This window comes from Gluconobacter albidus (assembly GCF_002005485.1).
GTDB classification, from domain to species: domain Bacteria; phylum Pseudomonadota; class Alphaproteobacteria; order Acetobacterales; family Acetobacteraceae; genus Gluconobacter; species Gluconobacter albidus.
Genome location: NZ_CP014689.1, coordinates 2,348,780 through 2,364,219 on the forward strand (window position 1 = coordinate 2,348,780; position 15,440 = coordinate 2,364,219).

The following is a 15,440-nucleotide window of genomic DNA, read 5'->3' on the forward strand; positions in this document are numbered from 1 at the left end:
GGATCCCCATGCGCTTTACCGTCGATCGCCTTGACCATATCGTGCTGACCGTCCGGAACCGGGACCTGTCTGCGTCCTGGTATCAGCGGGTTCTGGGCATGGATATCGACGAGTATGGCCGCAACAATCGTGTGGCCCTGAGCTTCGGCGGCCAGAAGATCAATCTTCGCCCCGAAGGCTCGGAAGGTTGGGATACCGCCGGAGCCGCTGCTCCGGGCACATCGGATCTGTGTTTCACAACGGCCATCGCCAGTGAACAGATCGTCAAGCATCTGGAAAAATGCGGCGTGGAAATCGTTGAAGGCCCGGTCGCGCGCCTTGGCGCACTGGGGCCGATCACATCCGTTTATTGCCGCGACCCGGATGGTAATCTGATCGAACTGGCTTCCTATAACGGCTGAAGGCAGCGGAGCCTGGCGCCGCTGCCTTCAGATCGCGTTACCAGTTCTTGGAAATCAGCCAGAATTCCTCGGAGGTGAGGGTAATGGCATTACAGTCCTTCGTCTCCGCTGCTGCCTTGGCGAGCGCATGAATCCGTTCGATCATGATCGTCTTGCGCTGATGGGCCTCGGACGTTTCCTTCACGGTCGACAGGGTCTGAAGCGCGGATTCGGAAGCTTTGGCGACGCGTGCAGCGTCAATGGCGGCATAAGACATGAAATGTCTCCCTGAATGTAAAAACCCCTCGGAGCCTACCCCACGGCTGCTGGGATACCAACTGCGTTGCCCGCAAGGCGTCGTGAGGGGGAGTTTATACCGGAGTCACTGCCAGCGCCGCTTCATAAGCGTCCAGCACCTCTTGTGCCGGGCCATCCATGCGGATTTCCCCGCCTTCCATCCAGATGATGCGCGTACACCACTGCCGGAGAATTGACAGCGCGTGGGACGTCACCACCAGGATCTCCGCCGCGTCGACCATGCTCTCCAGTCGTGCCCTAGCCTTATCCTGAAATTTCTGATCCCCGGCCATGAACCATTCGTCCATCAGCAGGATCCGGGAACGCGGCACCGTCGCCAGCGCAAAACCCAGCCGGACAGACATGCCGGAGGAATAGAGCCGCACCGGAAGGTCGAAAAACGCTCCCAGATCCGAGAACGCCTCCACATCCTGTTCCAGTTCCTGTGTCGCAACCCGTCCCATTCCCATGCGACAGGCGAAGAGCTGGATGTTCTCACGTCCCGTCAGCTCACCGTTCATACCTGCATTGGGATCAATGAGGGCATGGGTGTCGCCTTCGATGTCCAGCGTGCCGTCACCCGTTTCATAAATCCCGGCGAGCACGCGCAGGAGCGTCGATTTTCCCGCACCATTATGCCCGACCAGCCCGACCCGTTCCCCTTCGGCAATCGTGAGGCTGACATTGAAAAGAGCCTGAACCTCCACGACTTCGGCGGAGTTGCCGCTGACGCGCATTCTGCCACCCACTGCGCCCGATTTTGCGGCCACGGTACTTTTCGCACGGGCCAGCAGGGTCTTTTTCAGAGAACGCGAACCGCCATGCAGAACGGGGAATGACAGAGAGAGATCTTCGAGACGGATATGGGCCATGATGTCAGATCCAGAAGACAATGCGCGCCCGCGTCCGGATGAACGCACGTACGGCAATCAGCCAGAACACCGCACTGATGGCCAGCGCAATGCTCCAGATCTGCAGGGATGGCACACGCCCGAGCAGAGGCTCGCGCACGATTTCCAGCAGCGGATAGAACGGATTGTACAACAGATAGGACGCCTTTGCGCCAAGCTGCTGCGGCATCCAGATGACCGGCGTCACGTAGAACACGATCTGCAACAGCGCCCCGACGATGGGCGCAACATCCCTGAAGCGGGCGCAAAGCGATCCGAACACCATGCAGGCGGCAAACCCGTCCAGAGCCCAGAGCAGAAGAGCCGGAACCGCCAGAACGGCATTCAGTCCCGGCCAGACATGATAGAGAGCGAATACGGCAAGCGGCACCACGATATTATGGGCAAACACGATCGCATTTCGCACCACGACACGCAGCGCATATAGCAGGAGCGGCAGCTGGACGGAGCGCACCATGGCCTCCGCTTCAAGAAAGCAGGTGCAGGATTCCTGGATCAGGCTTGAAAGCCCCACACTCCACAAGGTGAGCGACAGCGACAGGAACGGCAGATAGGTCGCAAGCTGCATATGAAACAGCCGGCTGTAGAGAACGCCCATCGAGGCGACCATCAGCGCGGAGGTGATCGTAAGCCAGAACGGCCCCAGCGCGGACCCCCGATACCGGAGCCGGATATCGAGCCAGCCGAGCCGCACACCCAGTCTCCACAGGCGTCGTGTCTCCTTCCAGTCCGCCCAGGCCCGCGCGGCAGGACTGCTGCGGGGAGTGTCACGACGGGTCTGTCTGCGCGGCACTTCGTCCCGTGCAGCACTGGAAGCTGGAGAAGGTACACTCATACTGTCCGCCTACCCGATCCCCCATGTCCCGGCAAGAAGACGCTACGGTGATCGTCATATTCCGGGAAGTTCATATTCGGGAAATGAATTTCCGCTACACCCGGATCAACGGACAGTCCTGCATCAGAAAATCTGCCCGTCAGAACCCTTTTTCCTAGTTTCGCCGCAATCCCCGTGTATGCTTGACACAATGAGACCCGTTTTCCTCAGGTGCCCCGACCCGATGCCCAGACCCGTCTTTCCTCTCCGGACTTCTGTCCGCACCCTGTCTCTCATTCGTGCGGGCGCGGCGTTCGGTCTGGTCGGGCTTCTGGCGGCCTGTGCCGGCAACAATGCCGACATGGGATCCTCTTCGGAACTGCCAGTCTCGCAGGAAGCGGCCAATTACCGCGCTCATGCAAAATCCTATTACGCCCCTCCGGGCCCCCCCGAAGATCCATGGGGACCTTATATCCGCGAGGCGTCCGAGCGCTTTGACGTACCCGATGCCTGGATCCGGGCCGTGATGCAGCAGGAATCCGGCGGTCACCTTTTCGACCATAACGGCAACTTCATCACATCGGTTCCTGGCGCGATGGGTCTTCTGCAGCTCATGCCCCCGACCTATGACGACATGCGCCAGCAATACGGGCTTGGCGAAGATCCCTTCGATCCGCATGATAATATTCTCGCAGGTACGGCCTATCTGCGCCAGATGTATGACATCTATGGCTCTCCCGGCTTCCTTGCGGCCTATAATGACGGTCCGGGCAGCCTTGACCGTTATCTGCGTCGCGGCCGTGCGCTGCCACGCGAGACACGCCGGTATGTCGCCGCGATCGGACCGCATATCGCCGGGATCACGCCCCGTAACCGCTCCGCCGCCGATCTTCTGGTCGCACAGCATGACCCGAACGCGCAGGTCATGCTGGCCCAGAATACCCAGCCTGCCGATATGACGCCAGCGGCCTCCCCCTCCGAACGACAGGCCGTGAGTGCAGCCTGGAGCCATCGGGAAACAGCTGAAACGGCGTCTGACGATACAGACTCCGACACGTCGTCCACCACGTCCCAGAGTGCGACACAGCCGAGCGCAGCGTCGCCTGCAGAGGCGCCGGTTCAGGTCGCCTCCACTGCGGGGTCGGACGCTCCGACAAGCATCAGCGCCGCCTGGGCCGCCCGGGGTTATGCGCCAGCACCCGCTCATCCTCTTGTGCGTCAGGCCTCCGTGCCCGCAGACGATGTGGCAGACAACCGCGTAACGGCACAGGAAATCCCGATCGGGCATCATCTCCAGCCCCAGCCGATCATGGCCGTCATGCCCGCCACCCGTCCCCAGTACCGCATGGCGCTTCCTGCTGCGTCCGCTCCGGCCAAAAGCACAGCGACACCGGGAAATGCGACCGGAAACTGGGCCATTCAGGTCGGCGCCTTTGCCAATGCCAAGCAGGCAAGCCTTGCGACCGCCACGGCTCACAGCAAAGGCGGTGTTGTGGTGGCCTCCGCCAGATCGCAGGTGGAAGGCGTCAAAAATGGCCGGTCCCATCTCTATCGTGCACGCCTGACGGGGCTGACACATGAAAATGCGGTTGCAGCCTGCCGCCGTCTGTCGCACGGTTCTCCCTGCGTCGTGGTTCCGCCCGGCGCCTATTGATCCGTTTGCCGGGCTGCGTGCTAGCCCGCTTTTCTGACAGGAATACAAAACCCCGATGCGCCGCTTTCTTGCAACGACCGCTTTCTGTGCTGTCGCCCTCTCCGGCGCCCTGACGATCACTCCGGCGCATGCCGCCCTCGAAACCGGCAGCCATGCTCCGGATTTCTCGGCCCCTGCAAGCCTCGGCGGGCACGAGTTCACCTATCATCTGGCCGACGCCCTCAAGACGGGCCCGGTGGTCCTGTATTTCTATCCGGCGGCTTTCACCAAGGGCTGCACGATTGAAGCCCATGAATTCGCGGACGCCATTCCCGACTTCAAGGCGCAGGGCGCAACCGTCATCGGCGTTTCCATGGACCCGATCGACAAGCTCGACCGGTTCTCCGTCAGCGAATGTCGCAGTACCTTTGCCGTGGCTGCCGACCCGACGGGCAAGATCACCCGCAGCTATGCCGCCAAAATGCCCCTGCTGCACATGGCGAGCCGCACGTCCTACGTCATCGCGCAGGATGGTCATATCGTCATGAGCTATGCCTCGATGTCTCCTGACGAGCACGTTTCGCGCGCGCTTGCCGCGGTAAAGGCCCTGAAGCAGACCCCGTGAGCGCACGTTCCCCGTCAGCGGCTCCCGATCTGTTCGACCATCATCATGTCGGTGATTCAGGCCCTCTGAAACTGTCCGCGGATGTCAGCAGCACCGCGATCTATGGTGGCCCGAAAGACTGCTACCGTTACACGCTGCGCCGCGTCTGGGACGACACACGCCCCATGGTCATGTGGCTGATGATGAACCCGTCTGTGGCGACCGAGTTCGGCGATGACCGTACGGTCGCCAAGTGCCAGCGTTACGCGCGGGCATGGGGCTATGGCGGCATGTTCGTCGGCAACAGCTTCGCCTATCGCTGCACGGATCAGAAGCGCCTGCTGGAAGTGGACGACCCGGTCGGGCCGGACAACGATGCCCACCTGCTGGAGATGGCCCGCCAGGCCGATCTGGTCGTGCTGGCTTATGGATCGCCACAGGCCAAAGGCCTGCGCGCGCGCGGCACCGAAGTTGCCCGCCTGATGGGGCAGAACGGCATCCGGGTTACGGCCCTGCGCCTGAGCAAGAGCGGGCGTCCTGAACATCCGCTCTATCTGCCCTCGATTCTAACCCCGGAGCCGCTCGACCCCGATACGCTGGGCTGAGCGGCATTTTCCAGGGGAGGCTGCGTCAGTTCGCAGCTTTGTCCTGTTCCTTGATGACCCAGACCAGAACGACATGCTGGTCGTGGTTCGGATAGGTCGCCTGGGGCTGGAAAGATCCCCCGACATTCTTGTTCTTATAGAGGGCCTGGATGGCCTGCTGGTCTGCAGACAGCAGTTCGTTCGAAACAGGTCCGCCCGCGCGAAGCTTGGTCGCGGCTTCCAGATCGGCTGTCGAAACCTTTTTGTTTCCCTGGAACTCGACCTTGTCCAGAACGAGCGAAGCAGGCTGGGCGGGAGCGCTCGCGGCCTGTTCCTCAAGAATGATCTTCACGGCCACGCCATTGCCGGAGATCCGCAGACGCTCTTCCAGGCTGGTCCCGACATTGCGCGATGAATAGAGCTCGCCGACCCGTTTCTGACCTGCATCCAGATCGTTGCGCGTAACCTTGTCACCTGCGTGATAGCCGAACGCCTGCAGGATGTCCGCCGTCGGAACGCGGCTGTTGCCCTGAACAGCAACACTCATCAGCTTGAGCGGCACATTTGGAGCCGGAACCGCCGCAAAAGCATATTCCGTGGCAGCCGTTCCAGCGAAGGACGCAACAGCCAGCGAAACACCCAGAAAACTCCGGGCAAGCAGGGGACGAAGGGACATCTGGAAATTTCCTGTCATGAAAAAACTCTGACTTTTACGCTACAGGAGTTCCCGGCTTTGGCAAATCGCCGTTGCGCCGATCCAGAATTCATATTTTAGTTGCGAATAAATCTCATTATCGCAATAACGCGCCCAACTGCTTCTTGCTTCGAGGTCTCCGTGCGCGCATCGCTTTCCATTCCGTTCTCAAACCCGCTCCGGGTTGCGCGCCTGTCCTGTCTGCTGCTGGCAGGGACAGCTTTTCCCGTTTTCGCCGCCCCTTCCGTCGTCTCCGACACGACATCCACCGCTTCGGCAAAGCCTTCAACAGAAGCGCAACAGGTCAGTCAGGATGAGGAAATCGTTGTCCGCGCCAGACGCCGGGATCAGATGCAGGTCAGCAGCGGCGGACAGCTCGGGGCTCTGGGCAACAAAAAGGGGCTGGATGTTCCGTTCAACATCCGCAGCTACAATTCCAGCCTGATCCTCAACCAGCAGTCCCAGACGCTCGGCGAGGTTCTGGAAAACGATCCGTCCGTCCGCACGACCTATGGCTACGGCAATTTCTCGGAAATGTTCGTCATCCGCGGCTTTGCCGTGAATGGCGACGACGTTTCGATCAACGGGCTCTACGGCATTACGCCCCGGCAGCTCGTCTCGCCCGAACTCTACGATCAGGTGCAGGTTCTCAACGGTGCCAGTGCGTTCCTCAACGGGGCAGCACCCAGCGGGTCGGCCATCGGCGGCAACATCAACCTGCTGTTCAAACACGCAACGAATGCCCCCCTCACCCGCATCACCGGCGATTACACCAGCAGCGCCATGGGCGGTGGCAGCATCGACGTTGGCCGTCGGTTCGGACAGGACAAGGATTTCGGCGTGCGGCTGAACGTCGCGGGCAAAAGCGGCGAAGATGCCGTGACGGACGAATACCGCCATTCCACCACGTTGGGCGCGGATTTCGACTGGCATGACCGCGACAACCGCACCCGCGTTACAATGGATATCGACTATGAAAACCAGGGCGTGGACGGGGGGCGGCCGGCGATCTTTCTTGGCAGCGCCGTCACGTCCGTTCCCCGCCCTGTCGCGCCCTCGCATAATTTCGGGCAGCGCTGGGCATATAATGACCTGAACTATGTTTTCGGCATGCTGAACGTCGAGCATGACCTGACGAAAAACATCACGCTGTATGGCGCATTCGGCGCCCTTACCAGCAATGAAAAGGGCAATTATTCCAACCCTACCGTCACAGATCCTGCCACTGGCGCGGGGACGGCGGGGGCGATGTATGTGCCCTATGATCAAACGAATGAAAGCACCCGCGCAGGCGTTCGCGCCCATTTCCGCACAGGCTTCATCCGCCATGAAATCAACGCTGGCGGTTCCGGCCTGTGGGAAGACAGCGCCGCCGCCTATGCGATGGCCCTGACGCCCGGTGCGACCAACATCTACAACACGCCGCAGTTTTCAGCCCCGGCGGAGACGTTTATTGGGGGTGTGCTTAATGACCCGCAGTCCACCAACCGCACGCGCCTGTACAGCCTGTTCTTCTCAGACACGATGTCCTTCTTCCACGACCGTGTCGCCCTGACAGGCGGTTTCCGGTACCAGAACATGCTCATCAAAGGCTACGCCTACAGTAAGACCGGCCGAGGCGCGATGAACAACCATTACGATCAGGACGCCATCACCCCGGTCGTGGGGCTGGTCATCCATCCGACGCGCCGGACGTCTCTGTATTTCAACCGGATCGAAGGCCTGTCACAGGGGCCGACCGCTTCGGGAAATGTCGTGAATCTGGGCGAGATTTTCCCGCCATACAAATCCACGCAGTATGAAGTAGGCGCGAAATACGACACGGGCCGCTTCAGTGCCGCGCTCGCCGTCTATGAGATTTCACAGCCCAACGCCTATTCCGTCGCACTTGGCAATACGGGCACGTTCGCCTTTCGTGAAGACGGATTGCAGCGGAACCGGGGCATCGAACTGACGCTGAATGGCGAGATCCTGCCCGGCCTGCGCTTCAATGGTGGCGGCACCGTCATTCAGGCGGATCTGCGTCATACGGCAAACGGCCTTCAGGACGGCAACACGGCCATCGGCGTGCCGAACTATACCATCAACGCCAATCTCGAATACGATCTGCCGTTTCTTAAAGGCGCCACGGTCGTCGGGCGGGTGGTCAATACCGGCAAGCAGTGGGTCAACACAGCCAACACCCTGCATATCCCGGTCTGGACACGCTTTGATCTGGCAGGGCGCTATACGTTCGTGACGCATCACACGCCGGTCACGCTGCGCTTTGGCGTCGATAACCTGGCCAACACGCGTTACTGGTCCTCGGCCTTCAACGGTTATCTGATGCAGGGCATGCCCCGCACGTTCAAGTTCTCCTTCACGACGGATCTGTAATCCGCATCACACCGCTGGAAACAAAAAACGCGCCCTCCCATGCGGGAGCGGCGCGTTTTTCATGTCAGACGTTCCGGTCGGGAACGATCAGAACGTGATGCCCGTTTCGAAATCCAGAAGCAGCGGATTCTTGTATCGGTTCGTGCCGCCCGTGCTCCAGATATACTGTGCACCCGGCCGGATCACGAGCCAGGGCGTCGGGCGCCAGCCGTAGTTCAGTTCGATCGCATGCTCGCCGGAGGGTTTGTTGATGCCCTGTGCGCCCGAGGCCTGCATCTGGCGTGCCCAGATCGTCAGCTTCGGATTCACCCAGAGCATCTTCATGCCCAGACTGATCGTATCGTTCGGGCGGTTGCGGAACGTACCCTTGCGGGTCACGCCCCAGGTGATGAAATACGGTGCGACGGCTGTGCGCGGATCGCCCCAGGTGAAGGACGTGAACAGCGTCGTGCCGCGGTTCGGATCGGCCGCATCCCGCTCCAGCATCCGGTCGAACTGGAACCAGCCACCGAACCGTCCACGGACCTTCTGCGTCGGGGCCGACAGCAGATACTCCGCCGGAACGGAGAACATGCTGAGCTTGGAATAGACATCGCTGACTTCGGACGTATCCCAGTATCCGCCGATCTTGACGTTGGTCTGGAGCGGGCCGCTGTAGTCGTCCTTGCCGCCCTGATGCCAGCCGAGCTGGAACGGAATATAAGTCCCGATCGCGTCATGCAGGTTCAGTTTCCAGCCGTTATGCGTGTTCGAGATCGTGGGGTCGATCGAGTACGCGCCGAACTGCACGAGATAATGGTCGTTCCCGGCCGGGTAGAACTTCACCCATGCCCCCGGATGGGCCGTCGGATACCAGCCATAGCCCGAGTTCATCGCAATGGACTGCGGCATGCCACAGATCGCGTTGGACTCGAACTGGCAGTACTGGCTCATGCCCCAGTAGATGGACGACTGCTCGAAATCGTTCTCGGTGTTGATTTCACCAACTTCGGTCGACACATACCGGTTCCAGGGCATTTCCCAGGACAGACGCGTCAGACGCACCGTTTCGCCCGACCCGAAGATCTGCTGCGGGCTGTCCAGCGCCGGAAGCGTCGCGCCAATGCCCAGTCCCTGACGCGCTGTAATCAGCGTGTGGAACATGCCTAGATTCAGGCCCGTCAGCTTCTTGAGGTTGAAATCGACATTGATGCCGAACTCATCCGCATAACGCACGGCCTTGGTCTTGCCGCCCATCGGATTGCCGGCACTGTCCTCAAGATAGTGCCCCCCGATATTGATGCCCTTGTCGGTCAGCCATGTCCGCCAGCCGCCCCAGTCACCCGTCATGGTGCTCTGGGTCAGCCAGTCGTGGAAAGACGCCGGGAAGAAACGGTTCTCGGTCGTGTCAGACGTGCTGGCTGCGGGTTCAACACCTTTGGGGGTCGGCTTCACGAGCTGCGGCACGGGAGAAATGGATTTCGTGCGGATCTGCGGCGTGCCCATGGTCGCCGTGCTGGTTCTGGCCGCTGCTTTCTGATGACCGTCCACGACACCAGCCGGTGTCGTCTGCGCATATGCGGCGGCCATAAAGCCAGGAAGCAGCGCTGTCATGGCGCAGGCCGTCCACAGCGTTTTCGTCCAATCCTGTCCGAGCTTCCCCATCTTCCAAACCGTCTCCCTGTGACACCATGACAGCCGCCAGAACCCGATCACGCGGCTGGGAGATGTCATACAGTCCGAAAACGGTCCAGAATAGAGCGTGGAAGACGTCAGTTTTCATAATATGTCTTTCAGGACACGAGCCCGACACCTGACGCCATTTTTTTATCTGGAGATTTCTCCGATATTACAAAAAGTTTAACGCTCCAGTTTCCCGGAGTTACTCCGCGATCACAGTTGCGTGTTCGCGGTCCCAACGTCGCGTCACAGGCTCCAGAAGCGCCAGAATGACCACAACTCCGGCCGCAACTTCGCAAAGCGTCCGGAACAGTCCCGCATAAAGCGACGCTCCGCCGTTGCCAGCCACCACTTCAGGCGGCAGGGCAGCCTGATTGGCGATGATGCTGCCCACATACATGGCAATGCCCCACAGCAGATACAGCGCCCCCATCATGAATCCGCTCAGCCGGGCGGGTGAATAGCGCGCGATGATCGCAAGCCCCAGCCCGTTCGTGAGCAGTTCCGCCAGCGACAGGAAGCCATACCCAACCACCATAATCCAGGGAGATACCAGCCCGTCCGTATGAGCTGCCGCAGCCCACCAGACCCCGAACCCGACCGAGACCATCGCATAGCCAACCAGCATCTTGCGCGCATGGGATGTCGGCTTCTGCTGCTGTCCCATGCGGTTGTACAGAACCGCCAGAACCGGACTGAGAACCATGATCCAGACGGAATTGAGAACCTGAAACTGGCCCGCCGACATGTGGAAGAGCGTGATGCCGCCAATGCGGTAATCCCCGGACACGCCACGCAGGGCGAACAGGGTCAGGGAGGTCATCATCTGCTGGTAGAAGACCATATAGATCGTCCCCTGCAGACACAGCAGATAGGTCAGCCGCAGGCCCGGACGTTCGATCCGGGGCGCACGGACGTAAAGCGCAACCCAGACAGCCGCCAGTCCGGCTCCGGCCGCAATCACACACAGGCGCGCCAGGGTATCGCTTCCCAGAACCCAGGCGTTGAAAACCGTCAGTACGGCAAGCCCCCCCAGGACGAGCCCGAAGCGGGACAGGGGGACGGGCGCCTTTTCAGCCGCGGGTGTTGTCGGCTCAAGCCAGTTGGCGCGCAGCACATAATAGAGCAGACCAATGCCCAATCCGACCGCACAGGTCGCAAACGCCACCGGCGCTCCGTAATTGATCTGAAGCCACGGAGTAAGCAGCATGGAAACGGTCGAGCCGACATTGACGGACATGTAATAGAGCGTGAAGGCGGCATCGAGCGCCGCATCGTCGCCCTTATAGATCCGACGCACCAGATTTCCGGCATTGGGCTTGAACAGGCCGTTTCCCGTTGAAATCAGCGCCATCGCCACCAGCAGCAGCATATGGGACTGAAGCGCCGCTGCCAGAAAGGCATAGCCGCAGGTCAGGGACAGCGCGCCCATGACCATCGTCCGCCGCGCGCCCAGCACCCTGTCGCCAATGACACCCCCGATAACGGGCGTGATATAGGTCAGCGCGCCGAAAGCGCCCATCATGAGGTTGGCGGCGGCATCACCCATCCGGAGGTGCACGACCATGAAGAGCGTGAGAACGGCCTGCATGCCGTAATATCCGAACCGTTCCCACAGTTCGATGGCCAGAACGACGGTAAACGCCTTGCGGCGCATTCCGGGAGCGGAAGGAAGAGAAGAAGCGGTCATGCAGAACCCGTCAGAAACCAGAAGACGGGGGCACCTTAGGGCAAATGCCACTCCCCGGCGAGGATCAGTGCGTGCGTACTGATGACACCCAGACACACCACGAAGATCAGCGCCACGATCCCGCCGATGATGTCACTCCACGGCCATTCCGGCAGTCTCGACCGGACGCGACGCACCATCCCCATCTCTTCAGCTCTCCTGCTGGCTGAAGAAGGCCTCCAGCTCGGGGGAGACAGTACCGATATGAACCTGCAGCGTCACCAGCAGATCACCGGCCGGATGCTTTTTATCGCCCCCAATTCCACGCCCTGCCAGACGCAGCACCTTGCCGCTGTCGGAGTGCTTCGGGATCTTGACCGAAACGTCACCCTTCGGGGTCGGAACGGCGATTTTTCCGCCTACAACAGCCGTTTTCAGATCCAGATTCTGCGTCATCCGCAGGTTGCGTCCCTCACGGACATAACGGCTGTCGGGCGTGACGGAGATCGTCAGCAACGCATCCCCGGCCACGCCCGGCTGGCCGTCCATCCCCGGACGCCCCGGCGCACCCTTGCCGCGCACGCGCAGGGTCTGCCCATCCTCCACACCCGGCGGGATGCGGACTTCCGTGTGCCCTCCCTCACCCAGTGTCAGATCGAGCGATGTTCCCAGAACAGCCTGCTGAAACGAGATCGTCACTGCGAAACGGCGGTCGGATCCCTTGGAGGCACGGCGTCCACCGGAACCGCCCGGCTGGAAATCGCCGCTGAAGCCTCCGCTGAACATGTCCGAAAAAAAGGAGCCGAGGTCTTCCTGACTGAAACCACCCTGGGGGCCCTGCCCGCCCGAACGCGGGCCACCCGGACCATACCCGCCACCGCCAAAGCCGCCGCCGAAAGGCCCGCGCTCCTGCCCGTCGGCATCAATCTCCCCACGATCAAAGCGCGCGCGCTTTTCCTTGTCGCCAACGATGTTGTACGCCTGCCCGACCGATTTGAAGCGCTCTTCGGCCTTTTTGTCGTCCGGGTTGTGGTCCGGATGGTACTGCTTGGCCAGCTTCCGATACGCGCTGCGAATTTCCTTGTCCGTCGCCGTTTTCGAAACGCCCAGTACCGAATATGGGTCGCTCATCTCATTTCCCCGTCTTCTTCAGGTCCCTCATCCAGCAGGGAAATCAGGACCGCAATGACTTCATCCTGCGGGAAGCCAGCCCGCACACCGTCTGAAATCAGATCCTGCAGCTTCGGTCGCAGATAATCCTCTGCCGGATGTCCGTCGTCTGCCATCTCTGATCCTCCGTTATCCCCAGATGTGTGACCACTGCGGCTTCGGGTCAATGTTTCTGAATGAACTCTGCAATATCGGGCACGACAGCACCATCCAGCAAAAGCGACCCATCGGCGGCTGGAACCGTACCCAGATCCGCCAGCGGATGGATCGCCGACGGCAACAGAACGACTGTCGCCCCGGGATCCGCAGCCTTCAGCAGCGACAGGTCATCGGCTGCACTGACCTTGCGGTCCTCGCCGCCCTGAACGATCAGGACCGGCCCGTGATACGCCTTGAGCAGCGCCGCCGGATCATGATGGAACAGATCAATCATGAAATCCTGCACCAGAGGATGAAACATGCCCCGCAACCCCGGATGCAGCGTCTGGACATCCACATGCTGTCCGGCTTCAAGAGCATCAATCGTCGCGTCAATCTGCGGCAGAACCGTTTTGGCCGAAGGAATGGCGTGAAGCTGCGCCCGCAGAACTTCACCCAGCCGCCGTCCGGGCGTGGACAAAAGTATCAGCCCGCAGATGTCGGCCTGTCCCTGAACGCTTGCCAGCGCGACGAGCCCACCCTCGCTGTGACCCGCCAGCCAGACACACCGCGCGCCGGTTCTGGCCCGGATGACCGCAATCCAGTTCCGCACATCCGCAGCATAATCCGCAATCGTGACGTGATTGCCATCAGCCACTGCCTGTTTGCTGCCGAACATGCCACGTTTGTCGATCCGGACGGACGAAATTCCATGGGCAGCAAGACCATCCGCAATCTGCCGCAGCGTCGCAGGTTTCTGCCCCAGAGCCGAATTTCCGTCGCGGTCCGTTGGGCCGGAGCCGGGGATCATCAGCACAACAGGTGTGCCAGCACCCGCATTCACAAACGTCCCTGCCAGCGCCCCCAGAGGGCCGGGCGCCGTGATGGCGCTGCTCTCAGCCGCAAATGCATGCGACGCCAGACCGCAGACGCCTGAGAGGAGAAAGAGGAAACGAAATATTTTCGGCTTCATTCTGCGTCTCCTGTTCAGGCGCCTTTGCCGCTTTACCTTGTAAAAGCTCTGACGAAAGCGTTTTGCTGATTGACTTCGACGGGGAGCCTTGTGTCGGTGAGGGCTTTTCCCTGCCATCCGGCGCCGAGGGCGATGTAGAGGGCGACGGCGTTGCGGACGCGGGCGAGACGTCCGACGACGGCCTGGTCCTGTGCGGACAGGGCGGTCTGTTCGGTCGTCAGCACGTTCAGATAGCCGGTCAGACCGGCCCCGAAGAGCTTCTGGGCGCGGTCGCGGGCGAGGCCGGCGTCGACGGAGGCCTGGTTCAGCTGCTCGACCAGTTCGGCATTATGCCGCCAGTCGCCCATCGCGTCCTCGACATCCGCGAACGCCCTGAGCACCGTCTTGCGGTAGTTCAGACGGCTGCCCTCGGCCTCGGCCCGGGCCTGCGCGATGGCGGCGGTGTAGCGGCCGCCATGAATGACCGGCAGCGTCGCCATCATCATGAAGCTCCACGCCATGCCGCCCGCCTGGAACGCCTGATAGGCGGCGGAAGCGTTCGGGTTGAACGTCAGCGGGATCATGAATTTCGGATAGAGGTTCGAAACCGCAATGCCCACACGTGCGGTGTCGGCGGCGTATTCGGCCTCGGCCACGCGGATATCGGGGCGGTTGGCCAGCACGATCGATGGCAGGCTGTCGGGGAAGCGCGGCAGATCGGGGATCGGACGGCGCTTTTCCAGCTCTTCCTCAAGCTGGCCCGGCATGTCGCCAACAAGGACGGCGATGGCATGCATCAGCCGCTCTTCCTGCTCGTGCAACGGCGCCAGACGGGCGCGCTCGAGATGTTCTTCCGTCTGGGCCTGCGCCACGGCCAGCGTGTTGCCGAGGCCATGGGTGTAGAGCTTTTCGGTCAGTTCGCGCGAGCGCACGGCTACGTCGATGGCACGCTCGGTCACGGTCAGACGCTCCTGCACGGAGCGCAGTGTCACATAGTCCGTCGCCATCTCTGCCAGCAGGGCCAGGAGAACGCCCCGACGGTTCTCGATCGACTCTTCGACGATCCGCTTGCGCTCTTCCACCTGCCGGGCGATGTGCCCGAACAGATCGACTTCCCAGGTCGCCCGCGCGCCATAGGTCAGGACCGAAGCTTCGGGGCGGTTGGCCGGATTGCCCGGACGCAGCGGCCAGTTGTCGATATTGATCGAATAGCGGTCATCGCCGCCGCCTGCGGCCACGTCGAGCTGCGGATACCAGGCCGACTGTGCCTGACGGCGGACGGCGCGCTCGGCGATGATGTGCTGCGAGGCGATCTGCAGGTCGTAATTGCCCTTGATCGCCTGATCCACCAGCTCGTTGAGCATGGGGTCGTGGAACTGCGACCACCAGTCCTTCATGTCCGCCGCCGACTGCGCCAGCGCATCGGCCGTGGCGGGATGGGGCTGCTCGACGAAGGCGTCGGGCACCTTGATCCGGTCCGGCGTGAAGTTTGGCCCCACCGTACACGCCGTCAGCGACAGACAGGTACTCAGGGCAAGGGTCAGGAATTTGCGGGACAT

At 61.3% G+C, this 15,440-nt stretch carries 16 protein-coding genes; 5 read left to right on the forward strand and 11 right to left on the reverse strand.

Annotated elements, in window-relative coordinates; all coding sequences use genetic code 11:
* The first annotated feature begins 8 nt into the window (after nucleotides 1-8).
* Nucleotides 9-401: a VOC family protein gene (locus A0U94_RS10715; protein WP_062028437.1), complete on the forward strand. Its 393-nt coding sequence runs from the start codon at nucleotides 9-11 to the stop codon at nucleotides 399-401.
* A 37-nt stretch (nucleotides 402-438) separates the two neighbouring features.
* Here A0U94_RS10715 and A0U94_RS10720 read toward each other — a convergent pair whose 3' ends face one another.
* From A0U94_RS10720 to A0U94_RS10730, 3 genes are all read right to left on the reverse strand, one after another.
* Nucleotides 439-657: a hypothetical protein gene (locus A0U94_RS10720; protein ID WP_011252962.1), complete on the reverse strand. Its 219-nt coding sequence runs from the start codon at nucleotides 655-657 to the stop codon at nucleotides 439-441.
* Between the two features lie 94 nt (nucleotides 658-751).
* Nucleotides 752-1,549 (reverse strand): ABC transporter ATP-binding protein, encoded by a 798-nt coding sequence (locus A0U94_RS10725; RefSeq protein WP_062028440.1) that lies wholly within the window; start codon nucleotides 1,547-1,549, stop codon nucleotides 752-754.
* Between the two features lie 4 nt (nucleotides 1,550-1,553).
* On the reverse strand, nucleotides 1,554-2,423 hold the full coding sequence (locus A0U94_RS10730; RefSeq protein ID WP_062028446.1) for an ABC transporter permease: 870 nt from the start codon (nucleotides 2,421-2,423) through the stop codon (nucleotides 1,554-1,556).
* A 223-nt stretch (nucleotides 2,424-2,646) separates the two neighbouring features.
* On the opposite strand from A0U94_RS10730, the gene A0U94_RS10735 reads away from it, so the two are divergent.
* From A0U94_RS10735 to A0U94_RS10745, 3 genes are read left to right on the forward strand one after another with little or no spacing between them, the layout of a single operon-like run.
* A complete protein-coding gene (locus A0U94_RS10735) occupies nucleotides 2,647-4,056 on the forward strand; it encodes a transglycosylase SLT domain-containing protein (RefSeq protein WP_062028448.1) in 1,410 nt (469 codons plus the stop codon).
* Between the two features lie 55 nt (nucleotides 4,057-4,111).
* On the forward strand, nucleotides 4,112-4,660 hold the full coding sequence (locus A0U94_RS10740) for a peroxiredoxin (RefSeq protein ID WP_062028450.1): 549 nt from the start codon (nucleotides 4,112-4,114) through the stop codon (nucleotides 4,658-4,660).
* Complete coding sequence (locus tag A0U94_RS10745) at nucleotides 4,657-5,244, forward strand: DUF1643 domain-containing protein (protein WP_062106553.1); 588 nt, start codon at nucleotides 4,657-4,659, stop codon at nucleotides 5,242-5,244. Before A0U94_RS10740 ends, A0U94_RS10745 begins: the two co-directional genes overlap by 4 nt.
* A gap of 25 nt (nucleotides 5,245-5,269) precedes the next feature.
* Here A0U94_RS10745 and A0U94_RS10750 read toward each other — a convergent pair whose 3' ends face one another.
* Entirely contained in the window at nucleotides 5,270-5,899 is a 630-nt protein-coding gene (locus A0U94_RS10750) for a POTRA domain-containing protein (protein ID WP_062106551.1), read from the reverse strand.
* A gap of 159 nt (nucleotides 5,900-6,058) precedes the next feature.
* On the opposite strand from A0U94_RS10750, the gene A0U94_RS10755 reads away from it, so the two are divergent.
* Nucleotides 6,059-8,293, forward strand: a complete 2,235-nt coding sequence (locus A0U94_RS10755) for a TonB-dependent receptor (RefSeq protein WP_077803368.1) — start codon at nucleotides 6,059-6,061, stop codon at nucleotides 8,291-8,293.
* Between the two features lie 87 nt (nucleotides 8,294-8,380).
* Here A0U94_RS10755 and A0U94_RS10760 read toward each other — a convergent pair whose 3' ends face one another.
* From A0U94_RS10760 to A0U94_RS10780, 7 genes are all read right to left on the reverse strand, one after another.
* Nucleotides 8,381-9,937, reverse strand: a complete 1,557-nt coding sequence (locus tag A0U94_RS10760; protein WP_077803369.1) for a carbohydrate porin — start codon at nucleotides 9,935-9,937, stop codon at nucleotides 8,381-8,383.
* A gap of 217 nt (nucleotides 9,938-10,154) precedes the next feature.
* Entirely contained in the window at nucleotides 10,155-11,642 is a 1,488-nt protein-coding gene (locus A0U94_RS10765) for a peptide MFS transporter (RefSeq protein ID WP_062106547.1), read from the reverse strand.
* Between the two features lie 35 nt (nucleotides 11,643-11,677).
* Nucleotides 11,678-11,821: a hypothetical protein gene (locus tag A0U94_RS15935; protein WP_167369321.1), complete on the reverse strand. Its 144-nt coding sequence runs from the start codon at nucleotides 11,819-11,821 to the stop codon at nucleotides 11,678-11,680.
* A 10-nt stretch (nucleotides 11,822-11,831) separates the two neighbouring features.
* Nucleotides 11,832-12,752, reverse strand: a complete 921-nt coding sequence (locus tag A0U94_RS10770; protein WP_062106545.1) for a DnaJ C-terminal domain-containing protein — start codon at nucleotides 12,750-12,752, stop codon at nucleotides 11,832-11,834.
* Nucleotides 12,749-12,907, reverse strand: a complete 159-nt coding sequence (locus A0U94_RS15940) for a hypothetical protein (RefSeq protein ID WP_167369380.1) — start codon at nucleotides 12,905-12,907, stop codon at nucleotides 12,749-12,751. Before A0U94_RS15940 ends, A0U94_RS10770 begins: the two co-directional genes overlap by 4 nt.
* Nucleotides 12,908-12,954: 47 nt before the next feature.
* Nucleotides 12,955-13,902, reverse strand: coding sequence for an alpha/beta hydrolase (locus tag A0U94_RS10775; RefSeq protein ID WP_062028462.1), 948 nt, complete (start codon nucleotides 13,900-13,902; stop codon nucleotides 12,955-12,957).
* Nucleotides 13,903-13,934: 32 nt separating this feature from the next.
* Entirely contained in the window at nucleotides 13,935-15,440 is a 1,506-nt protein-coding gene (locus A0U94_RS10780) for an efflux transporter outer membrane subunit (protein ID WP_062026976.1), read from the reverse strand.